Origin of the sequence: Mycetohabitans sp. B2 (genome assembly GCF_021733735.1) — a bacterium.
In the GTDB taxonomy this organism is placed as follows: Bacteria; Pseudomonadota; Gammaproteobacteria; order Burkholderiales; family Burkholderiaceae; genus Mycetohabitans; species Mycetohabitans rhizoxinica.
The window spans coordinates 148,007-165,990 of sequence record NZ_JAHKSP010000046.1 but is presented as its reverse complement, the minus strand read 5'-3'; the positions used below and the strand labels follow the sequence as shown (position 1 = coordinate 165,990).

At 60.1% G+C, this 17,984-nt stretch carries 20 protein-coding genes and 4 pseudogenes; 6 read left to right on the top strand and 18 right to left on the bottom strand.

All coding sequences use genetic code 11. From position 1 onward, the window contains the following. Nucleotides 1–253: 253 nt before the first annotated feature. Nucleotides 254–655, bottom strand: a complete 402-nt coding sequence (locus KPG66_RS09845) for a type II toxin-antitoxin system MqsA family antitoxin (RefSeq protein WP_041753754.1) — start codon at nucleotides 653–655, stop codon at nucleotides 254–256. A gap of 2 nt (nucleotides 656–657) precedes the next feature. Then, nucleotides 658–960: a type II toxin-antitoxin system MqsR family toxin gene (locus KPG66_RS09840; RefSeq protein ID WP_013435998.1), complete on the bottom strand. Its 303-nt coding sequence runs from the start codon at nucleotides 958–960 to the stop codon at nucleotides 658–660. Nucleotides 961–1,054: 94 nt separating this feature from the next. On the opposite strand from KPG66_RS09840, the pseudogene KPG66_RS09835 reads away from it, so the two are divergent. Next, nucleotides 1,055–2,308 (top strand): annotated as a pseudogene (locus tag KPG66_RS09835) (helix-hairpin-helix domain-containing protein); the annotation flags it as partial. 222 nt (nucleotides 2,309–2,530) lie between these two features. On the opposite strand, the gene KPG66_RS09830 reads toward KPG66_RS09835, so the two are convergent. The 7 genes from KPG66_RS09830 to KPG66_RS09800 form a co-directional block, all read right to left on the bottom strand. Next, nucleotides 2,531–2,776: a hypothetical protein gene (locus tag KPG66_RS09830; protein ID WP_157864419.1), complete on the bottom strand. Its 246-nt coding sequence runs from the start codon at nucleotides 2,774–2,776 to the stop codon at nucleotides 2,531–2,533. Continuing rightward, nucleotides 2,749–3,645 (bottom strand): hypothetical protein, encoded by an 897-nt coding sequence (locus tag KPG66_RS09825; protein WP_013435993.1) that lies wholly within the window; start codon nucleotides 3,643–3,645, stop codon nucleotides 2,749–2,751. The genes KPG66_RS09830 and KPG66_RS09825 overlap by 28 nt, the downstream gene beginning before the upstream one ends. A gap of 160 nt (nucleotides 3,646–3,805) precedes the next feature. Continuing rightward, entirely contained in the window at nucleotides 3,806–5,182 is a 1,377-nt protein-coding gene (locus KPG66_RS09820; protein WP_013435992.1) for a hypothetical protein, read from the bottom strand. 546 nt (nucleotides 5,183–5,728) lie between these two features. Then, nucleotides 5,729–5,923, bottom strand: a complete 195-nt coding sequence (locus KPG66_RS09815; protein WP_232509288.1) for a hypothetical protein — start codon at nucleotides 5,921–5,923, stop codon at nucleotides 5,729–5,731. Nucleotides 5,924–5,934: 11 nt separating this feature from the next. Beyond that, complete coding sequence (locus KPG66_RS09810; protein ID WP_013435990.1) at nucleotides 5,935–6,153, bottom strand: HEPN domain-containing protein; 219 nt, start codon at nucleotides 6,151–6,153, stop codon at nucleotides 5,935–5,937. Beyond that, nucleotides 6,150–6,491 carry a nucleotidyltransferase family protein gene (locus tag KPG66_RS09805; RefSeq protein WP_237070771.1) on the bottom strand — a complete coding sequence of 114 codons (342 nt, stop codon included), beginning with the start codon at nucleotides 6,489–6,491 and terminating at the stop codon, nucleotides 6,150–6,152. The genes KPG66_RS09810 and KPG66_RS09805 overlap by 4 nt, the downstream gene beginning before the upstream one ends. Before the next feature lie 197 nt (nucleotides 6,492–6,688). Further along, nucleotides 6,689–7,018 carry a transposase family protein gene (locus KPG66_RS09800; protein WP_041753750.1) on the bottom strand — a complete coding sequence of 110 codons (330 nt, stop codon included), beginning with the start codon at nucleotides 7,016–7,018 and terminating at the stop codon, nucleotides 6,689–6,691. 486 nt (nucleotides 7,019–7,504) lie between these two features. Between KPG66_RS09800 and KPG66_RS09795 the strand changes: the two genes are divergently transcribed. After that, nucleotides 7,505–8,719 (top strand): RNA-guided endonuclease InsQ/TnpB family protein, encoded by a 1,215-nt coding sequence (locus tag KPG66_RS09795; protein ID WP_041753748.1) that lies wholly within the window; start codon nucleotides 7,505–7,507, stop codon nucleotides 8,717–8,719. Nucleotides 8,720–8,906: 187 nt separating this feature from the next. Next, nucleotides 8,907–9,131 (top strand): annotated as a pseudogene (locus KPG66_RS17995) (transposase); the annotation flags it as partial. A gap of 317 nt (nucleotides 9,132–9,448) precedes the next feature. Here KPG66_RS17995 and KPG66_RS09785 read toward each other — a convergent pair. The 6 genes and pseudogenes from KPG66_RS09785 to KPG66_RS09760 form a co-directional block, all read right to left on the bottom strand. Beyond that, nucleotides 9,449–10,054 (bottom strand): DNA-3-methyladenine glycosylase I, encoded by a 606-nt coding sequence (locus KPG66_RS09785; RefSeq protein ID WP_041753747.1) that lies wholly within the window; start codon nucleotides 10,052–10,054, stop codon nucleotides 9,449–9,451. A gap of 79 nt (nucleotides 10,055–10,133) precedes the next feature. Further along, nucleotides 10,134–10,376, bottom strand: coding sequence for a PhnB protein (locus tag KPG66_RS09780; RefSeq protein ID WP_013435983.1), 243 nt, complete (start codon nucleotides 10,374–10,376; stop codon nucleotides 10,134–10,136). 44 nt (nucleotides 10,377–10,420) lie between these two features. Next, nucleotides 10,421–11,374: a transaldolase gene (tal, locus tag KPG66_RS09775; protein ID WP_013435982.1), complete on the bottom strand. Its 954-nt coding sequence runs from the start codon at nucleotides 11,372–11,374 to the stop codon at nucleotides 10,421–10,423. 157 nt (nucleotides 11,375–11,531) lie between these two features. Then, on the bottom strand, nucleotides 11,532–12,749 hold the full coding sequence (locus tag KPG66_RS09770; protein WP_013435980.1) for a benzoate/H(+) symporter BenE family transporter: 1,218 nt from the start codon (nucleotides 12,747–12,749) through the stop codon (nucleotides 11,532–11,534). Between the two features lie 12 nt (nucleotides 12,750–12,761). After that, a pseudogene (locus KPG66_RS09765) lies at nucleotides 12,762–13,391 on the bottom strand (hypothetical protein); the annotation flags it as partial. Further along, nucleotides 13,372–13,524 (bottom strand): annotated as a pseudogene (locus tag KPG66_RS09760) (AAA family ATPase); the annotation flags it as partial. The pseudogenes KPG66_RS09760 and KPG66_RS09765, both read right to left, overlap by 20 nt. 381 nt (nucleotides 13,525–13,905) lie before the next feature. Between KPG66_RS09760 and KPG66_RS09755 the strand changes: the two are divergent. Both KPG66_RS09755 and KPG66_RS09750 read left to right on the top strand, forming a co-directional pair. Continuing rightward, nucleotides 13,906–14,259: a c-type cytochrome gene (locus KPG66_RS09755; RefSeq protein WP_041753746.1), complete on the top strand. Its 354-nt coding sequence runs from the start codon at nucleotides 13,906–13,908 to the stop codon at nucleotides 14,257–14,259. 40 nt (nucleotides 14,260–14,299) lie between these two features. Beyond that, on the top strand, nucleotides 14,300–14,677 hold the full coding sequence (locus KPG66_RS09750) for a c-type cytochrome (protein ID WP_041753745.1): 378 nt from the start codon (nucleotides 14,300–14,302) through the stop codon (nucleotides 14,675–14,677). A gap of 142 nt (nucleotides 14,678–14,819) precedes the next feature. Here KPG66_RS09750 and KPG66_RS09745 read toward each other — a convergent pair whose 3' ends face one another. From KPG66_RS09745 to rsxB, 3 genes are all read right to left on the bottom strand, one after another. Beyond that, nucleotides 14,820–15,251, bottom strand: a complete 432-nt coding sequence (locus tag KPG66_RS09745) for a DUF1841 family protein (protein WP_041753744.1) — start codon at nucleotides 15,249–15,251, stop codon at nucleotides 14,820–14,822. 180 nt (nucleotides 15,252–15,431) lie between these two features. Beyond that, the gene (nth, locus tag KPG66_RS09740; protein WP_041753743.1) at nucleotides 15,432–16,076 is read right to left on the bottom strand and encodes an endonuclease III; all 645 of its coding nucleotides are present in this window, start codon (nucleotides 16,074–16,076) and stop codon (nucleotides 15,432–15,434) included. A 43-nt stretch (nucleotides 16,077–16,119) separates the two neighbouring features. After that, nucleotides 16,120–17,091 carry an electron transport complex subunit RsxB gene (gene rsxB / locus KPG66_RS09735; RefSeq protein WP_049786476.1) on the bottom strand — a complete coding sequence of 324 codons (972 nt, stop codon included), beginning with the start codon at nucleotides 17,089–17,091 and terminating at the stop codon, nucleotides 16,120–16,122. Nucleotides 17,092–17,314: 223 nt separating this feature from the next. On the opposite strand from rsxB, the gene KPG66_RS09730 reads away from it, so the two are divergent. Further along, nucleotides 17,315–17,947 carry a TetR/AcrR family transcriptional regulator gene (locus tag KPG66_RS09730; RefSeq protein WP_013435972.1) on the top strand — a complete coding sequence of 211 codons (633 nt, stop codon included), beginning with the start codon at nucleotides 17,315–17,317 and terminating at the stop codon, nucleotides 17,945–17,947. The last annotated feature ends 37 nt before the right edge of the window (nucleotides 17,948–17,984 follow it).

Below are 17,984 nucleotides of genomic sequence, written 5' to 3'. Positions count from 1 at the left end.
AAGTGAGCACAGGCGCGCAGCGATACGTCACAAGCGCGAGGTTTTTGGCGGGTAACACAAGCCGGCGGATAAGCCGCGGTATGACAGGCAGGCGGTGCAAGCGGGCAACGGCAGGGGGCACCGGTTCGGCATCTATGTTTTTTGACCTACTACCGCGACGCTGCTTGCCGGCACATTAAACGGCACGCCGGCTTGCTAGCGCAATTTTAAAATTATTGATGACGCCCTCTTACGACTAGCGTTTTCCAGTCTGTCAGACGGTTTTGACCTCGTTAAGCAGGTCTGGGTGACGATCCAACAACTTGAACAGCTTGACCAAGGCCAGCGGCGGTTTAGTCTTGCCATTCTCGTAGCGCGAGAAAGCATTGACGCCACCGCCGAAAAGTTCGGCAGCCTGCCGCTGGTCAAGGCCGAGCCTCTTGCGCACTTTGGAGATATAGCCGGGATCAACATAGGCGGCATTGACTTGACGCTGGAACAAGCCCACCAGTTCGCTATAGCGGTCGCCGTGTTCACGGTCCAAGACGACTTCACCGCAGGCAGGGCAAAAGTCGCCTGTTACCGCTGGAATGGAGGTGGTTTCACCTTTGTAAGTGTAGGGCACATCGCGGGTATCGTGGATCAGTTCCGCCGCGCCGCAGCATGGGCATTTCATGGTCACAGCTCCTTGAAAGAAACGATCAGCACGTCATCAATGACGGTCAGCTTCAGGTACACCTGATCGCCAATTGCTGTCCTGGCGTGATACACGTCCTGCCAAATACGATGATTGGCATGGGTCGTCATGCTCTTGTAGAAGTCGGCAGGAGTGAGCGCCAAAACAACGGCACACATCCCGGCCAGATCATTGATGCCAAGTTCACGCGCTCCACTGTAGGCGCTAGCTGTGGCCCGGACTTGTCCGACCCTGACCAAATCTTTGACGACTGGCAGTTTACAGTGCGGGGTACCTTTCTCCATGCAGCCATTTTAACCTAATGGGTTGATTTGAGAAATAGGTTAATAGCAAGAGTTGGAAGACGCTTATGATGCCGAGGATGGGGACAAGGGGAAGGTTCGGCGCGCGTTGGCGCTTGTTGCTCACCAGCGCGGCGAGCCGTTCGGGCTGCCCGATATCCCCGCTGAGGATACGGCCACCTACGAGATGATCAGCCGTGCCGACACTGTCGGCGTATTCCAGATCGAATCGCGCGCAGATGAGCATGTTGTCCCGCCTGCGATCCGAGCGACGCGATGCGAACGGCGCTAGCGCGCACACTCGGGGTGCCGATCTTCCAAGAGCAAGTGATGCAAGTGGCGATGCTGGCCGCCGGCTTTACTGCGGGAGAAGCGGATCAACTGCGCCGCGCCATGGCCGCTTGGCGCAGTCAAGGCGGCCTTGAGCAGTATTACGAGCGCATTGTGCACGGCATGGTCACACGCGGCTACGATCGGGCGTTCGCCGAATCGATCTTCGCGCAGATCCGGGGTTTTGGCGAGTATGGCTTTCCGGAAAGTCATGCGGCCAGCTTCGCGCTGCTTGTGTACGTGAGCGCGTGGCTCAAATGCCATGCGTCGGCCGTGTTTCTGTGCGCGTTGCTGAACAGCCAACCGATGGGCTTTTATACGCCGTCACAACTGGTGCAGGATGCGCGCCGGCATGGCGTCGAGGTGCTGCCGGTGGATGTGACCGTGAGCGACTGGGACAGCACGCTGCAAGGACACATCCTGGATGCGCCGGTGCGACTGGGCCTGTCGCTGATCCGCGGCTTGGCAGAGGACGCGGCCGCGCGCATCGAACTGGCCCGTGCGGTGCGGCCCTTTGCGGATGTGACGGATCTGGCGCGGCGCGCGCAGCTCACGCGGCGCGATCTGCAGGCGTTGGCCAGCGCCAATGCACTGGCGAGCCTTGCGGGCAATCGCCGCGCGGCGCTGTGGCACGCGCTCGCCGCGGTGCCTGACAAGGATCTGCTGCGTGCAACTAGCGATGACGACGCGACACCGGCGTTTGCTGCCGGCCGCAGCCTTGCAACGCTATCGTGACGGGCAACTGGCGCGCGCGTGCGGCCTGGTGACGGTGCGTCAGCGCCCCGGCACGGCAAAAGGCGTGCTGTTTGTGACGCTTGAAGATGAGAGCGGCTACACGAACGTGATTATTTGGCCGTCACTACTGGAGCGCCAGCGCAAGGAGGCGCTGGGTGCGTCGCTGCTTGCCGTCTATGGCGTTTGGCAACGGCAAGGCGAGGTGACCCATTTAGTCGCTCAGCGCCTGGTGGATCTGTCGTATTTATTGGGCTCACTGGTGACAACAAGTCGCAATTTTTGTTGATGGTCAAGCCCACTGCATTAAAGGAATTGATCGAACCAACGTGCAACATCGCTATGTGGTGCATATGTTGAATCATTTAGCGGTGTCACTCATCCGTAACTGCTGGCCAATCACGCGTCCCTCGGAGGAGGGCAGCATGTTGCTGCGTGGCCGTATGTGTACGCATGCATCAAACACACCACGTGTGAGGCTGCGCCGCAGAACACGAGCTGTCGGCGTGAATCATTGCGGTTGTGATGATGTGGAGGCTTGGTTGCTCGATTGCGCCAATGTGGGCGCTTGGCCGATCTTGCTGATGGGCCGGTGGGTGAGTCCGAGAAACACAAACCTGTTCAGCAAAACGCCCGCCTCAACGATTTGCTCGTAATGCTCATCAGTTTCCTTGAGCTTATTAAATGGAACTGTTTTGGCGCGCGCCACAATCTCTTCCGGAAACTGCCTTAGCGCGTCTTGATGAGCAGGATCCACCGTAACGTCCCCCCCTTCGGCGCGACGACTGCGCCTTGATACCATTTCAATTGGCTTAGATCGCGCTCTTCCCAGCCGAACATATCGCCCAAACCAACGCAGTCGTTTTTATTCCCAGCGGCCTTATTGCCACCGGTGTTAAGCATGACGTGAAAGGGATCCATTCTCACGTTAGAAGCACTGCTGGCTGCAAAGTGTTCAATTCTGAAAAAGCCGAGCGCGTGTCCCGGTGGCACGTTTTTAAGATCATCGCTATTGCGTATGCGCGAGTCATGCGGCGTGACCAAATCCCACCGGGCGTTGAGCGCATCGTATTCATCCTCGGTAATGATGTTCGCTCTAAACGCACAGTACTTAACTGCATCCCAGCACATTTGGCCAGACAATTTATTGTATTCGGCTTCAGGCCATAGTGTACGTTTTGCTACGGCATTTTTCGCATACGCTACTGTCTTCTTGCAGTGCGCGCGATGCTGTCGTGGCGCCCAGTTAGCTCGGTTCGTTTTTAGGAACGGCGGGCAACCCGCCATGCAGTCCGCGTTGGCTTCACCCAACGCTAAGCCGACCTCGCTCAGCTTTGATCCAACCTTACCCAACGATGGACCAATTTGCCTGAGTTTCGAACCAACTTTGTTTAGCCCTGAGAGCCGTCCATGTTGAGCTTGACGGGTTGCTTGTCCTAAAAGAGCGTTCGAGCTTGGCGCAATACTTGGCGCTGCGAAAAAACATTCCAATGTACGAACATTTTGCGCCACTGGCGCGGACCGTTGTTCGATGTGCCGCGCGTAGAGCAGCAACGTGGCTGGCCTTGCGAAGCCGTAGGCGCCGATCATCGCGATGGCGGCGCACAGCACGCAACTGATGTGCATGCTGTGATAGTCCCTTGATTAGATAAACTGGCTCAAGCTTGGGCGCTTCTGGTGCGTTTACCGATTACTTGAGTGAATTTCCGTCCTCCGAGATGTCGATACCCGCCATCTCTATGCGGCGAAATTCCCCAACGATTATGTACTTAAGCTGCTGTAGCTGTTAATCTGGCCAACTTCTGAGCCAGGATTCACTGTCTTGGATTCGCGCCTGGGTTGGCTTGGAAAACTGGTTGGCCTTTATAAAGCGCATGATTTCGCTCTTTGCCACTTTCCATTGGCGATTGTTCAGGTTACATAGCACATATTCGTTCCGAAGTTCACTCAGTACTTTCCATAAAGTAGTTTCATCCACACCGTTCAGTAGACTCAGTCCCTGCTGCCACACCCGTTTTGACAGCGAGTCGTTCATAAAATGAAGACAGAAGATTATCCCGACTGCCGCCTGCGGGCGCTGCGCTGCGGGCACGCGCGCCAAATAGCGTTCAAGCAACGCCAGTTCCTGCGCTTGTTGTTTAGGCGATAAACCATCCAGCCCTGCAGGTAAACGCCGCAGTGCGATCCCCCACTGGTCGTCGGGCAGCGACAGCGCCCAATCGCGCATTTGCGCATACCGCGCGGGTTGCTCCGCTTCCGTTAAGCGCCACACGCAACTTGCCAACGCGCCGGCCGATGCGCCTTGATGAGAAGGTGGCAGGTGTAACGCGTAGTTGTGTAAGAGCGTATAGAGTTCAGGGATGCGCGGGTCTTCCGGGCGAAACTTATGGAGTAAACGGGTCAATGTGGGAATGATCTGTGCTTGCTCGGCTACGCTCAATGACGGCAGCCGCGCCAGAATCGCGTTATACCACTGAGCAAAGTGAGGGGTCTCAGGGGTATCGGGTGAGAAATTCGACAGTCCAAGCGCCAGTTCCGGCCACACATTGTCTTGCCCGGGCTCGCGCTGTTCGGCCAGCGTGTAGGCAAAATCAAACAGTTCCATCCATTCACGCTCATAGGTGAAAGCTCGGTGCATGAGCAACAGCGCTTTTTGTATCTGCATGCCGCCTTGCGGGATACGCTGCGCGGCTGCGAATAAACGCTTGAACACATCGCCGCGGTCTGCGCTATGTAATGCTCGCAGCCGCTGGCACAGGGCCTCCATGGGTTCAACGTGCTGCGCTGGATTGGCGAGCGTGCCGTCCATCTCATCGAGCAACTGGCTGATTGACTCATGACTCACCGCCTGTTTCGCCCGTTGCCAATAGCTGTGAACGAGGCGCCGGGTCTGCATCGCATAATAGGTACGCCGATCGACGGTAGCAAACGCCATCACGTCTTGGACGGGCACGTAGTCACCAATGCGCGCGATGACTTCGCTCGGCAGGTCCTGGTAGGTGGCGGGCCGCTTGGCCGATGAGTTGGCCCACGCGGCGCTGGGCGGCTGCGGCGGTGGGGGCGCCGACGCGGCAGGTGTCGGGCGAGCCTCTAACGCGCAGATATAGGCCTGATAGTCGTTTAAAGCGGCATTCAGATCGAAGTCCATCGGCAAGCTCAGCAAGAAGGAAAGAAGACGCCACGCGTCGCGAGGTTACGCAGCAGGCTAGCGAAAAGTGAGCACAGGCGCGCAGCGATACGTCACAAGCGCGAGGTTTTTGGCGGGTAACACAAGTCGGCGGATAAGCCGCAGCAGTGCCGACATGCTCACAGCATCATCGGCATCATGCGGTTCTCCGTTCTCTTCGTCATCGTCACGGCCGCTGTGTTTCCGACATAGGCTCGCCGCAGGTCTTGTATCTATAGTGTTCCTCCCCTCGCTAGTCCTTGCCGTCGCCCACCTTTTGCTCTTCCAAGCAGATACATTGCCCCTGTTACCGCGAGCATGATTGCAGCGCGTCGATAAAATGCGCGTTATCGCGGGGAAACTGCCGGTCGCTTCGCTCAAGCCCAGTCTTGGTGAGCCGCAGCGCGATCGTCCAGTGGATAGCGTGGCGTGGCATGCTCAGCCTTGCCCCACTGGAGGGACCGCCCAAAACCGGCCTACTTTAACTTTGGCCGAGACAGACGATGGGGGGATAGTTGCCGCCAGACGTTCTGGCCAACCTTATTACGGGCGCGGCGCAGACGGCCGCGAAGTGGACTTGTTGGGCAACATGTGCTCGCGCACCGTATTCACCAATTTACCCGCCTGTTCAACGGCCCAGCGAGGGTCCTCCTCGGTGACGGTCTCGCCAGTGTAGTTGGCGAGTCGTCGCAGCCGTTCAACCTTGTTGAGCGCGCTGCCTAGTTCCGACTCGACCATGCCAGCTTTCACTAATTTAGGCCGAAAGAAGCGATAAGGCTACGGTGCTTTTTCGGTGATGCGTCTGGCACTGTCACGCCCGTCACGAGCAACGCCGCATGTGCAGCATCAAACATCGCATAGTAGGCTCGATTGCATGCCCCTTCAAACCCGCCCGCATTCAGCAGTACATGCGCCTCTTCGAGTGCGCGCCCCGCCTTGGCGATGTAGTCTTCGGCCGTCATGCTCATAGCACAATGCCCTCGCGACGGATGTTTCTGATCAATGCCGGGTTACTAAACAGTTCAGGACGCTCCATCTCATCCTCCCAAAGCGGCAACGCTTCGACCAGCACGCCCGTCTCCAAAAGCACATCGAACGCAATACCGGCCATGTCCAACGCGATCGGTATGCGCTTGCCATGTTGCCCCAGTAGAACCACGGCAATATCCGCGTCGCTCTCCGGCCCGTGCGCGTGACGTGCGCGACTACCGAACAAGATCGCTCGACTCACCGAATAGCGACCGGCGACGCGTTGCAGGAACGCGTCCGCTGCCCGGGCAGTTTCAACATCAATACGAGGATTCATTGGATTCTCCAACAGCGCAATGGAGTAACGGATAACGCATATTTACATTAAACGCCCCTGCTGGGGTATGCCAAGTCGCTTTTCCCCACAAAAATCTCTCGTACATAGAACCGGCTTGTATCTAGGAACAAACCTCACAAAAAGGGACAGAGAAAATCGGTTCGAGCACCGCCGGTGGCATATAGCAAAAGTGAGGTTTAAGCAAACCATCGGTCATGATCCTTTGTTTTGCCAATCCAGTCGGCTCGGTGCTTGGTCATGGGGAACTTCTCGTTTACCTCGGAAAGCGTCTCGCTGAAGGTCTTAACGTAAGCTCGGCGCTGCATGCGTCGTGTGTTGACGTACATACCGACGCGCTTGCCATGCATCGGCAGGTCCTTGACAAGCGGTTCGCAGCGTCCGAAGCCGACAAGTCGGTGCGAGTTGGAGTTTGGGCAGTGTGTAGGTGGCTGCTTCACCTCGACACAGAGGTGGTAGTCGTGATCGTCGTGCTCGACCGCCAGAACGGCGTAGTCGGGCAGGTTCAAAATGTTCGCGGGTATTCTCTTCTTCGAGATGGGGAGGTGTCGGAAATTCCGTATGCTGAGGTCGGTTAAAAATTTCAGCTGATGGCGGCGGTGAATCGCTCACCGAACAGAATGGCGAACTGATTGACCGCTTGCCGCCGAAATTGTCGAATACGACCCACACGCCATCCAACGTCTAAACACTCACAAGGGCATTGCCTAGACCACTGAAGCACAATCCTGTTTACGAGCGATCCATGTTGAGCGCTATCACGCTCATGGTCAGGGCGCCCACTCAGCTTCGCTCAGTAGGTGAAGCGTTCGCTGTCGAGCGCAACGCGTTTCACCTGCCATTCGAAGTACGTGTCTGTCAATGGCACGGAGTGCTTGAAATGGATAGGCGGGCAAGTGATCGGGCTCAGCTTACCAGCCGTACTCAATCTTTTGCAATGGCGCTCATGTCGAATATCGTTTTCATTTTCCATAGACCAATTGTATTCTACGAGAATGCAACGCTTCCAAGCCTTCCGATTCGAGCTCATGCCGACTGGCGAACAGCAGCGCGCCATGCGCCAGTTCGCCGGCGCGTGCCGCTTCGTCTATAACAAGGCGCTGGCGTTGCAGAAGGAGAACCACGCGGCCGGCGAGAAGTTTATCGGCTATGTCGATATGGCGAAGCGCCTGACGCAATGGCGCAACAGCGAGGAAACGCCGTGGCTCAAGGATGCGCCGGTCCATGCGCAGCAGCATGCGCTGAAGCATCTGGAGCGCGCCTACACAAACTTTTTCAAAGGCCACGCCAGTTTCCCGCGCTTCAAGCGTAAGGGTGAGCACGATGGCTTTCTGTATCCCGACAAAAAACAGATTGCCGTCGATCGAAAGAGTGGGCGCATCAAAGTCCCAAAGCTGGGCTGGCTGCGCTATCGGAATAGCCGTGTCGTGCTCGGTGAGGTCCGCAGCGCAACCGTCTCGCGGCGCGCCGGTAAGTGGTACGTCTGCATTCTCACCGCCCGCGAGGTAGAGCCACCGGTTGCGCAGGGCACGGCCGTGGGTATCGACGTTGGTGTGAGCCGCTTTGCCACACTGAGCGATGGCTCATTCGTCGCGCCGCTCGCTAGCTTCCGCAAGCACGAGCAACGGCTCGCGAAGTATCAGCGCCGGATGGCGCGTAAGGTAAAGGGTTCGGCGAACTGGAAGAAGGCGAAGGCGCGCATCCAGCGCCTGCACGTGCGTATCGCCGATGCCCGCGCAGACTTTCTACACAAGGCTTCAGACGCTATCAGCAAAAAACACGCAATGATTGCCGTCGAAGACCTGAAAGTGCGCAACATGACGAAATCCGCATCGGGAACTGCGCAAGCGCCAGGACGCCACGTCCGTGCGAAGAGCGGTCTTAACAAGGCCATCCTGGATCAGGGCTGGGGAGAGTTTCGTCGGCAGTTGGAGTACAAAACGGCATGGCGCGGCGGCTATTTCGTCGCCGTTGCGCCGCAGAATACGAGTCGCACATGTCCATGCTGCGGTCACGTATCGGCACAGAATCGAAAGACGCAAGCGCGGTTCGCCTGCGTTAAGTGCTCACACGAAGCGAACGCCGATCACGTCGGCGCGCTTAATATTTTAGCGGCAGGACATGCCGTGATTGCCTGTGGAGGGACGGCGCAGTCAGGCTGCCCGGCGAAGCAGGAACCCACCGAAGTGACTCAGGCCATCGCGGCTTGAGCACCGTAGGAATCTCCGTCCTTTAGGGCGGGGAGGATGTCAAATCGTCAAAATGGCGGGCAATAGCGGTGGCGCTCAGGCATTGAAGGCAGTGCTCGAGCATGGGCCCACACTGCGGCAACGCGACTTGAGTCTAATCGATATCGTGGAGATTGCGAGCAATGGGCGGCGCCCAGGCGTTGAAAGCATCGCGATGTACGCGTGCGGCATGAGCATGCGTGAGATTCAGGGTTTTCTGCTGGAGAGGTACGGTATCGAGGTATCGCCAAACTTCATTAGCACGGTGACCGATGAAGTGCGCGCATGGTAGCAGCGGCCGCTCGAACCGATGTATCCGATGGTGTTCTTCGACGCGCTGCGGGTCAAGATCCGCGACGAAGGCGTAGTGAGCAACAAGGCGATCTACTTGGCCCGGGTCGGCCGCGAATGAAGGATTTGCATCCGATGCTGGTCCTGTCACCAAAACCGTTCAACGAGCGAACCGGCATGGTCATCAGGCTTGCGATGACAACTGCCGATTTCAACGACACCAATTCGTTTGCTACGAAGGCTCATCCGTGGAAGCGCGTGCCGGATGATGTGTTCGCGTCCGCATGCGAACAGTTGAACAGATTATTGCGATGGGCGATTAGCCGGCGTCTCGCAGGGAGTTGCCGGCCGTGCTTGATTTCACTTCTCTTGCACGGGTCTTTCCATCTAAATTTTGAAGAGCTGGTGCTGATCGGCCAATCAGCGCGGCACCTGAAAGGCGGCACGTGCCCGATCGACATCGGCCCGCACGCTGCAATCGTGCTGATGGTCGTTGACCAGGCCCATCGCCTGCATCATCGCGTACATCGTCGTCGGCCCGACGAATTTCCAACCGCGCCGCTTCAGGTCTCTCGACAACGCAATCGACTCGGGGGACGTCGTCATTGTGCTGAGCACGTCGCGTGTCAGCTTGCGCGGCCGGCTCCGCGGGTCTGGCTCGAAGCGCCACAGGTAGGCAGCCAGCGAGCGCTCGCTATCGAGCAGCGCCAGCGCGCGGCGTGCGTTATGGATCGCAGCCTCGATCTTGCCCCGGTGGCGGATGATGCCGGCGTCGCCGAGCAACCGCTGCACGTCGCACTCGGTAAACCGGGCCATCTTCTCGATGTCGAAGTTGGCGAATGCGGCGCGAAAGGCTTCCCGCTTGCGCAGGATCGTCAGCCAGCTCAGTCCGGCCTGGAACCCCTCGAGGCACAGCTTCTCGAACAGCCGGCGGTCGTCATCGACCGGAAAACCCCACTCCATGTCATGGTAAGCGCAATACTCGGCACCGGTGCCGCACCAATGGCAGCGCCGCAAAGGGCCCATCGTCGGTGCCGGCGCGCCCGATGGCCTGGCGGGTATCGCCGAAGCAGGAACAGAAGGATGTGTCATCGATGGTTTGGATTTATCCTGGATGTGGTGCGCTGACCATCCCGCCAATGCCAAAGCGGTTCGTCAACAACATATCGAAGCCCGTACTCCAGAGCGTCGCGCCAAACGGCATCATCACGTTGCCTTCGTCGGTTAGTGCGTCAAAGATCTGCTGCCCGCCAGCCAGGTCATCGGTGTTGATGGACAGGGCCAGGCCACGGTAGTTAGGGCAGGGTATGCCCGGCATGTCCGTATCCAGCGACGCCTTGAAGCGCATGATAAAGTCGATGCGTGCGCCAAGCTTGTCGGTATAGAGCCCACTTAGCGCAATGCTGTAATCAACTGCTCGAGCTTGACCGCGTCTGCCGCGAACAGGCGAATGCCTTCAGCCAGCTTCTCGGTGGCCATGGCCTCGTCATTCAGCAGGTAGCGGAACGTCGGCTCATCGTGCGCGACGCGCTCGATCGGCACACTGGCCGCCTGCTGTGGGCAGAGCTTGCGCTGCACGGGCTCGTTGCTCTCGTGCAGCTTCTGTAGCAAGTCCGGGCTGATCGTCAGCAGGTCGCAGCCGGCAAGCTCGACGATCTGGCTCGTTGTGCGGAAGCTTGCGCCCATCACCTCAGTCGGGTAGCCGAACTTTTTATAGTACGCGTAGATACGCTTGACCGACTGCACGCCGGGATCGTTGGCGCCGCCGTCGCGGGCCTCGTCCCAGTTCGCGCCGGCACTTTTTTTGTACCAGTCGTAGATGCGGCCAACGAATGGTGAAATCAGCTTAGCCCGAGCTTCCGCGCAGGCGACCGCCTGGGCGAGCGAGAACAGCAACGTCATGTTGCAATTGATCCCTTCCTGCTGCAACACCTCGGCGGCGCGCACGCCTTCCCACGTCGACGCAAGCTTGATCAGCACACGCTCACGGCCAATGCCCGCAGCCTCGTAGAGTGCGATCAGCTGATGTGCCTTCTCGACGCTCCTGCGGACGTCAAACGAGAGCCGTGCGTCCACTTCTGTTGACACTCGCCCCGGGACGATCTTCAGGATCTCGACGCCAAATGCGACCAACAATCGATCAATGATGTCGCCGACGGGCCGGCTAGCGTGATCGCGTACGGTTTTTTCAAGCAGCGGGCGGTAGTCGTCCTTCTGCACCGCCTTAAGGATCAGCGATGGATTAGTCGTCGCGTCCCGCGGCTTGTAACGTGCGAGTTGTTGGAAATCGCCGGTGTCGGCGACGACGGTCGTGTACTGCTTCAACTGGTCCAGTGCAGTCGTCATGGCTAGGTTCCTTGCGGGTCATATCGCGGGTTACCGCGCTGATTGCTGCCATTGTCTCGCAGCCGCGCGGTGTCCGATAGTCGTCCGACCGGCCGATGCTCCACTGGTTCATCGTTTCGCCGAACGCCAGATGCCAGATGCCGGCTTGCCGCCGCGTTCAGCGGCGCCAGTTCAAGATGGTGTTCGCGACGATGCCGGCCACCAGGCCCCAGAAGGCCGAGCCGATCGACAGCAGCGTGAACCCGGAGGCGGTCACCATGAAGGTAATGAATGCCGCTTCGCGTTGCCGGGCATCCTGCATCGCGTGGTTCAGGCCGGTCATGATCGAGCCGAACAGCGCCAGCGCGGCGACTGACACGATCAGTGCCTTGGGCAGGCTAGCGAATAGCGCTGCGATCGTCGCGCCGAAGACGCCGGCCAGCAAGTAGAACACGCCGCACCATACGGCGGCGGTGTAGCGCTTTGCCGGATCCTCGTGGGCGTCGCGACCGGTGCAGATCGCCGCAGTGATGGCCGCGAGGTTGATCCCATGCGAGCCGAACGGTGCCAGCAGCAGCGATGCGATCCCAGTCGTAGCAATCAACGGCGCCGATGGCGTGCCATAGCCGTGCGCGCGCAGTACCGCTAGGCCTGGCACGTTCTGCGAAGCCATCGCGACAATGAACAGCGGCACGCCGATGCTGACCGACGCGGCGATGGAGAACGACGGGCGGGTGAACACGGGATGCGCGAGCGCGATGCTTAAATGGCTGAAATCGATCAGGCCGAGCGCGCCGGCCAGCACGGTACCGACCACCAGCGTAAGGGCGATCGCATAGCGCGGACAGACGCGTTTGATCACAAGGTAGGCGACGAACATCGTGAGCACCAGTACGCGTTGCTGGCTCGCCTGGACAAAGATCGCACTGCCGATCTCGAACAAAATGCCGGCCAATAGGGCGGCGGCGATACCCGACGGGATCCTCGCCATCCATGAGTCGAAGCGGCCAGTGATGCCGACCAGGGTCAGCAGCGCCGCGCACACGACGAAAGCGCCGATCGCCTCGGCGTATGGCACCCCGGGCAGGCTGGTGATGAGCAGCGCAGCGCCGGGCGTGGACCAGGCGATGACGATTGGCGTGCGAAAACGCAGCGACAGCCCGATGGCCGTGACCGCCATGCCGATCGACAGCGCCCAGATCCACGATGAGATCTGGGCGTCGCTCAGGTGCGCGGCGCGGCCGGCTTGGAATATTAATGCGATCGAGCTGGTGTAGCCCGTCATCGCGGCCACGAAACCGGCGACCAGCGCCGACAGCGAGGTGTCACCGATCGGACGCAGCGGCGCGCGTAGCGTGGGCGGTGCAGCCGGGTCGGGTGGTGAGGGCGCAGTCATAGATGGGAGGGGTTACTTGCTGAGGATGCGCATCGCGCTTTTGATGCCGGCGAGCGTGACCGGGTACATGCGGTTCCAAGCAACTGGCGGATCACCACAACCGAATGCCGATATTCCCCTAAGCCTTCCGGCTTCGGGTTCAGCCACGCATGGAGGGGGGAACTGATCGCCGACATTGAGCAACATCAACACTTTCACGCTGTTGTGGCGCTCGGGCACCATCTTGATGTCGAGCCAGCCGGCATTGGCGGCGGTGCTGCGGATCGTGTCGGGTAGGTCCAACTCCTCGGCGGCATCGTCACGCGCGAAGCGCCGCAATCGTCGCAGCGCGACCTTGATGTTACGGGTGCCCAACTCCAGCTGGTCGTTGTAGTTGCGGTACGCCCGGCTTTCCCAGACCTTGACCGCGGTGCGGTTGCCGGCCGTGTCGTCGCCGATCCGGATGCCTTCCGGGTGGTAGCCGCCATTGCCGAACGGCGATGTGCCGCCGGTGCCGATCCACTTGCTGCCGCCTTCGTGCCGCTTCTTTTGCTCATCGAGCAATGACTTGAGACGCTCCATTAGCTTGTCTAGTCCGCCCGTCGCCTCAACTAGCCGGCGGTGTGTATCTGTGCCTTTTTCCTGCGGCGACCTGCTCGGCCAGCATCGTCTTGTCGGTGCCGGGCTCGCCCTTGATCAGCAGCGGACGCGCGAGTGTGATCGCGGCGTTGACGGCCAGCTTCAGGTCATCGGTCACGCCATACTGTGAAGAACCTTCGAAACGGTCGGGTGGCATGATCGGCGCGGGGGCACGAAAATGCCAGTATAAGGTAGAAGCCGCATTGCCACCGGCCGTGCAGTTGACTCACTGCGCCTAGGGCGCGTGCACGCCATCGGCGCGTTGACCGGTGACAGCGTGGGCCATCGAGTGCCCCCAATACTGCATTTCGCTGCGGCCAATTGACGCAGGCAGAGACGGCTTGCTGCTTGCAGCACGATTGACTGCGCGGCGTGCAGTCACGTGCCGGCCCTCAAGTGGACGCTCCCCGCGTCGGGGGTTACAATACGCCGTTTTTTGGCCGGCTGCTCAACGCCAGCGGATTCATGCGGAGCAGGGCGGTGCAGGCCTGCGCGGTTTCAGCGCTCCGATATTCCCCTACAGCCAGGTTAGATGCTTATGAACAGATTCGTCGTGATGGCTGCCATTGCGGTGCTCGCCGGGTCAGCCGGCACTGCGGCGGCGGACGTGGTCGGCAACGCGCGCGCCGCACAAGGGAAGGTCGCCATGTGCATTGGCTGCCACGGCATTCCCGGCTATCGCGCCGCGTTTCCACAGGTCTACAAAGTGCCGATGCTCGGCGGTCAGAACGCGAAGTACCTGGAAAACGCATTGCAGGGATACAAGAAGGGTTCACGCAAGTTCGCGCCGATGGAGGCGATCGCCAAGTCGCTGACGGACCAGGACATTGCCGACCTGGCCGCGTACTACGCGGCTCAAACGCCGGAAAGCCAGCCCAATCCGCAGCGGTGACTGGAACGTGGCGAACGGTAGACGAGCAACAGGAGAACTCATGAAAAAGCGCATCATCGAAGCGTCGGGCGTCGCCAAGGCAATGGTCGCTGCGTGTGCGGCAATGGTGTCGATCGGGGCCGCGCAAGCCGCGGACATCGGTAACGGGCGCGCGCTTGTCGAGCGCACCAACTGCGCTGCATGCCACGGAGCGGAACTGAGCACGCCGGTGAGTCCGGATTATCCAAAGCTCGCCGGGCAGCATGCCGACTACACCTATTGGACATTGCGCCAATATCAAATGGGCGGTGGCAATCCGTCCTTTGGTCGCGACAATGCGATCATGGCTGCGCAGGTGCAGAACTTGTCGGAAAGCGATTTGAAAGACATTGCCGCGTATGTCGAGTCACTAAAGGGCGATCTCGTGCTGAAGAAGTAGCGGTCTTACACCGCCGGCGAACACGCACGGCGTCGTCGCCGCGTCGGCCGGCCGCGTGGGCTGATGGCGTAACCGATATGTCACCCCGTGGAAATTGAGTTCCCACGGGGTTTTCATTGGGCCCTTGCGACGCGGCGTGTCGTTAATCCCGGGACGCGCGCTGCTCGATCAGCGCCAGATACGCGTCGGTATCCGGCGGGACGTTGTTGCGTTGTGCTTCCCAAATTACCTGGCCAAGGCATTCCATGATCGCGTGGTGGGCGTCGTGGTCCGAGCCCAGGCGCGTCGCCAGGCGCTCGTGTGCGGCGCGGATGCCGCGCGGCTGGTCGATCGACAACTGCTCGCTGATGGCCAAATGCATCGACAAGTGCAGGAACGGGTTTGTCTGGCCGCGCTCGGGCGAGTAGTGCTGCTCGCCTGCGTCGGCGCAGCTTAGGACGGCTTGGTACTCCGGGTGCTGGACGATCCAGTCCGCCGCCATGCTCTGCAGCGGGGTTAAGATTTCGCCGGCGCGTTGCTTGCGCCACGTCTCAGTAAAAAAACGACGGACTTCGTCGCGACTCGGATTGAACATCAGGCACTGGAACCACTTGGCACGCGTAGCCGCGCAATGCTTTATTGTACGCCGAGCGTTGTCGTGGTGCCGCATCGTCGCACCGCTATGCTCATCGCTGCCCAGCCACGGCACTGTGGCCCAGCTACGACGCACGCTTCAGATCAGTATATCTGCGGTGCTTTGGCGGCAATCATGGCATCATTGAGTGGGAGCGAGTGTCTTGCTCTTAAATTCGCACAGCGGCTCGATCGCGCAATGCCAGCATTCAGGCAGTCGCGCGCGGCATACATAGCGGCCGTGCAGGATCAGCCAGTGGTGCGCGTCATGGCGGAATTCGACCGGCGTGAGCTTTTCCAGCGCCACCTCCACCGCCCGCACGTCCTTGCCGGGTGCCAGCCCGGTGCGGTTCGCGACGCGGAAGATATGGGTGTCCACGGCGATCGTCGGGTGCCCGAATGCAGTGTTCAGCACGACGTTCGCCGTCTTGCGGCCCACTCCCGGTAGGGCCTCGAGCGCTTCGCGATCAGCCGGCACTTCGCCGTGGTGTTTGTCGAGCAGGATCCTACAGGTCGCGATGACGTTCTTGGCCTTGGTCCGGTACAGTCCAATCGTCTTGATGTACTGCGCCACACCGTCCTCGCCGAGCGCTAGGATGGTTTTTGGCGTGTTGGCGACGGGGAACATTTGGCGCATCGCCTTGTTGACTGAAATGTCGGTCGCCTGCGCCGACAGCATCACTGCGATCAGCAGTTCGAACGGTGTCGTGTACTCTAGCTCCGTCGTCGGATGGGGATTCAGGCTTTGCAGCGTTTCGTAGATCGCGCGGCGCTTTTGGGCATTCATGGAGAGTCGTCGCTTCAGGGGACAATCGGGCGCACATGGCGCATCATGCATCGGTGTCGGAGCCGTCTTTACGCGCATTGGGCGGCGGCGGGGGCGGCGCCGATGTATGGGTGGCTCGTTCGCCCGAGTTTAATCCTAGGCGCCGCCGACGTGCTTCGGCCGCGTCGATTTGCGCTTGCACGGCCGGGCTGATGTCCGATATGTTGCGCGGCCCGAGCCCCTGGGTGGCCAGTTCCTCTTTCTTCTTCCGGGCCCGCTCAAGCGCCGCCTGGATGATCGCCTGCTTTCGCGCGGCAGCATTGTCCTGCGACGGCGCCGTTGACTCGGACGCCAGCATGCCGGCCGCGGCAACAGCGGCGGGCGTCGCGCCGTGCGAGCGATCGGGCGTCGCACCTGCGCCTTCGCGCACCGCGCCGAGCGATGCCCATTCCGGCATCGGTGGCACCGGTGTGGCACCCGGGCTCATCGCCGCGCGACGCGCGGCGGCGCGCTGCTGCGCTGCGTCACGCTCTTTATCGAGCCGCGCATTGCGCTGCGCGTGCCGGCGTCGGGCCGCATCGGCCTGCTGCGGCGACCATGCGTCCCATCCGGTGGCAGTGCCGGTCACCGGAACCATCTCGATACAATCGACGGGGCACGGCGCGACGCACAGGTCGCAGCCGGTGCACCAATCTGCCAGCACCGTATGCAGTTGCTTCGGGGCGCCGACAATGGCATCGACCGGGCATGCCTGCATGCATAACGTACAGCCGATGCAAACGGTTTCATCGATTACCGCACGCGGCCGGGTGCGCTCGACGCCGTTGGCTGGATTGAGCGGGATGATCGGCTTGTCGAGCAATGACGCCAGCCGGACGATACCTTGCTGTCCTCCGGGCGGACACTGGTTGTAGCTCGCCGTGCCGTCGGCCACGGCTTGCGCATAGGGGTGGCAGCCGCTATAGCCGCATTTGGTGCATTGAGTTTGGGGAAGCAGATCGTCGATCCGATCCGCGAGCGACGAAGAAGCAGTCACAGTGTCGGAACCTGGCCGCGTCGAGAAGCGTGACGCATATTTTATCAATACGCAATTATCGCCTATTCCGATAGCGGCGTCGGACTCGCATGCCATAATCCAACTGCTTCCCGTGTCAGTGTTAGGACGGTAACCCAGCGTGGCGCACCGTTTCCTCTGCCGCCGTGGGCCTATCCGGCGGTGACGCGATCGATCAACGCGGCGACTGCATCATGAGCTGAACATGGACCAGCCGAGAACCAAAAGGGACCCCGAGGGCACGAGGCGCCGCATCCTCGCTGCTGCTGCCGAGGAATTCGCGAACGGTGGATTATCCGGCGCGCGCGTGGACCAGATCGCCCGTCGTGCCGAGACCAACGAGCGGATGCTGTACTATTACTTCGGCAGCAAGGAACAGTTGTTCACCGCAGTGCTGGAGCAGGCGCTGACGGGATTTGCCGAAGCGGAGCGCACGCTGGACCTGAACGGACTGGCGCCCGTGGAGGCCATTACGCGGCTGGCCCACTTCATATGGGCGTTCTATCGTCAGCATCCTGACCTGCTGCGCTTGCTGAACAACGAAAACCTGCATGAGGCGCGGTATCTGCAAAAATCGACGCGGATTCGTGAGACCGTTTCACCGGTGCTCGCGACGCTTTCCGGCATCCTGGAGCGCGGGCATCGCGCTGGGCTGTTCCGGGCCGGCATCGATCCGCTACGCCTGTATGTGACGATCTCCGGTTTAGGCTATTACATCGTGTCCAATCGGCATACGCTGTATGCGACGCTGGGACGAGATTTCGGCCACGGCGATGAGCATGCCGAGATGGTTCGGCTCAATACGGATATGTTGCTGGCTTATTTGCTGCATCGGTGATGCTCGTGCTGTACTGTACTGCACTGTGCTGCACTGT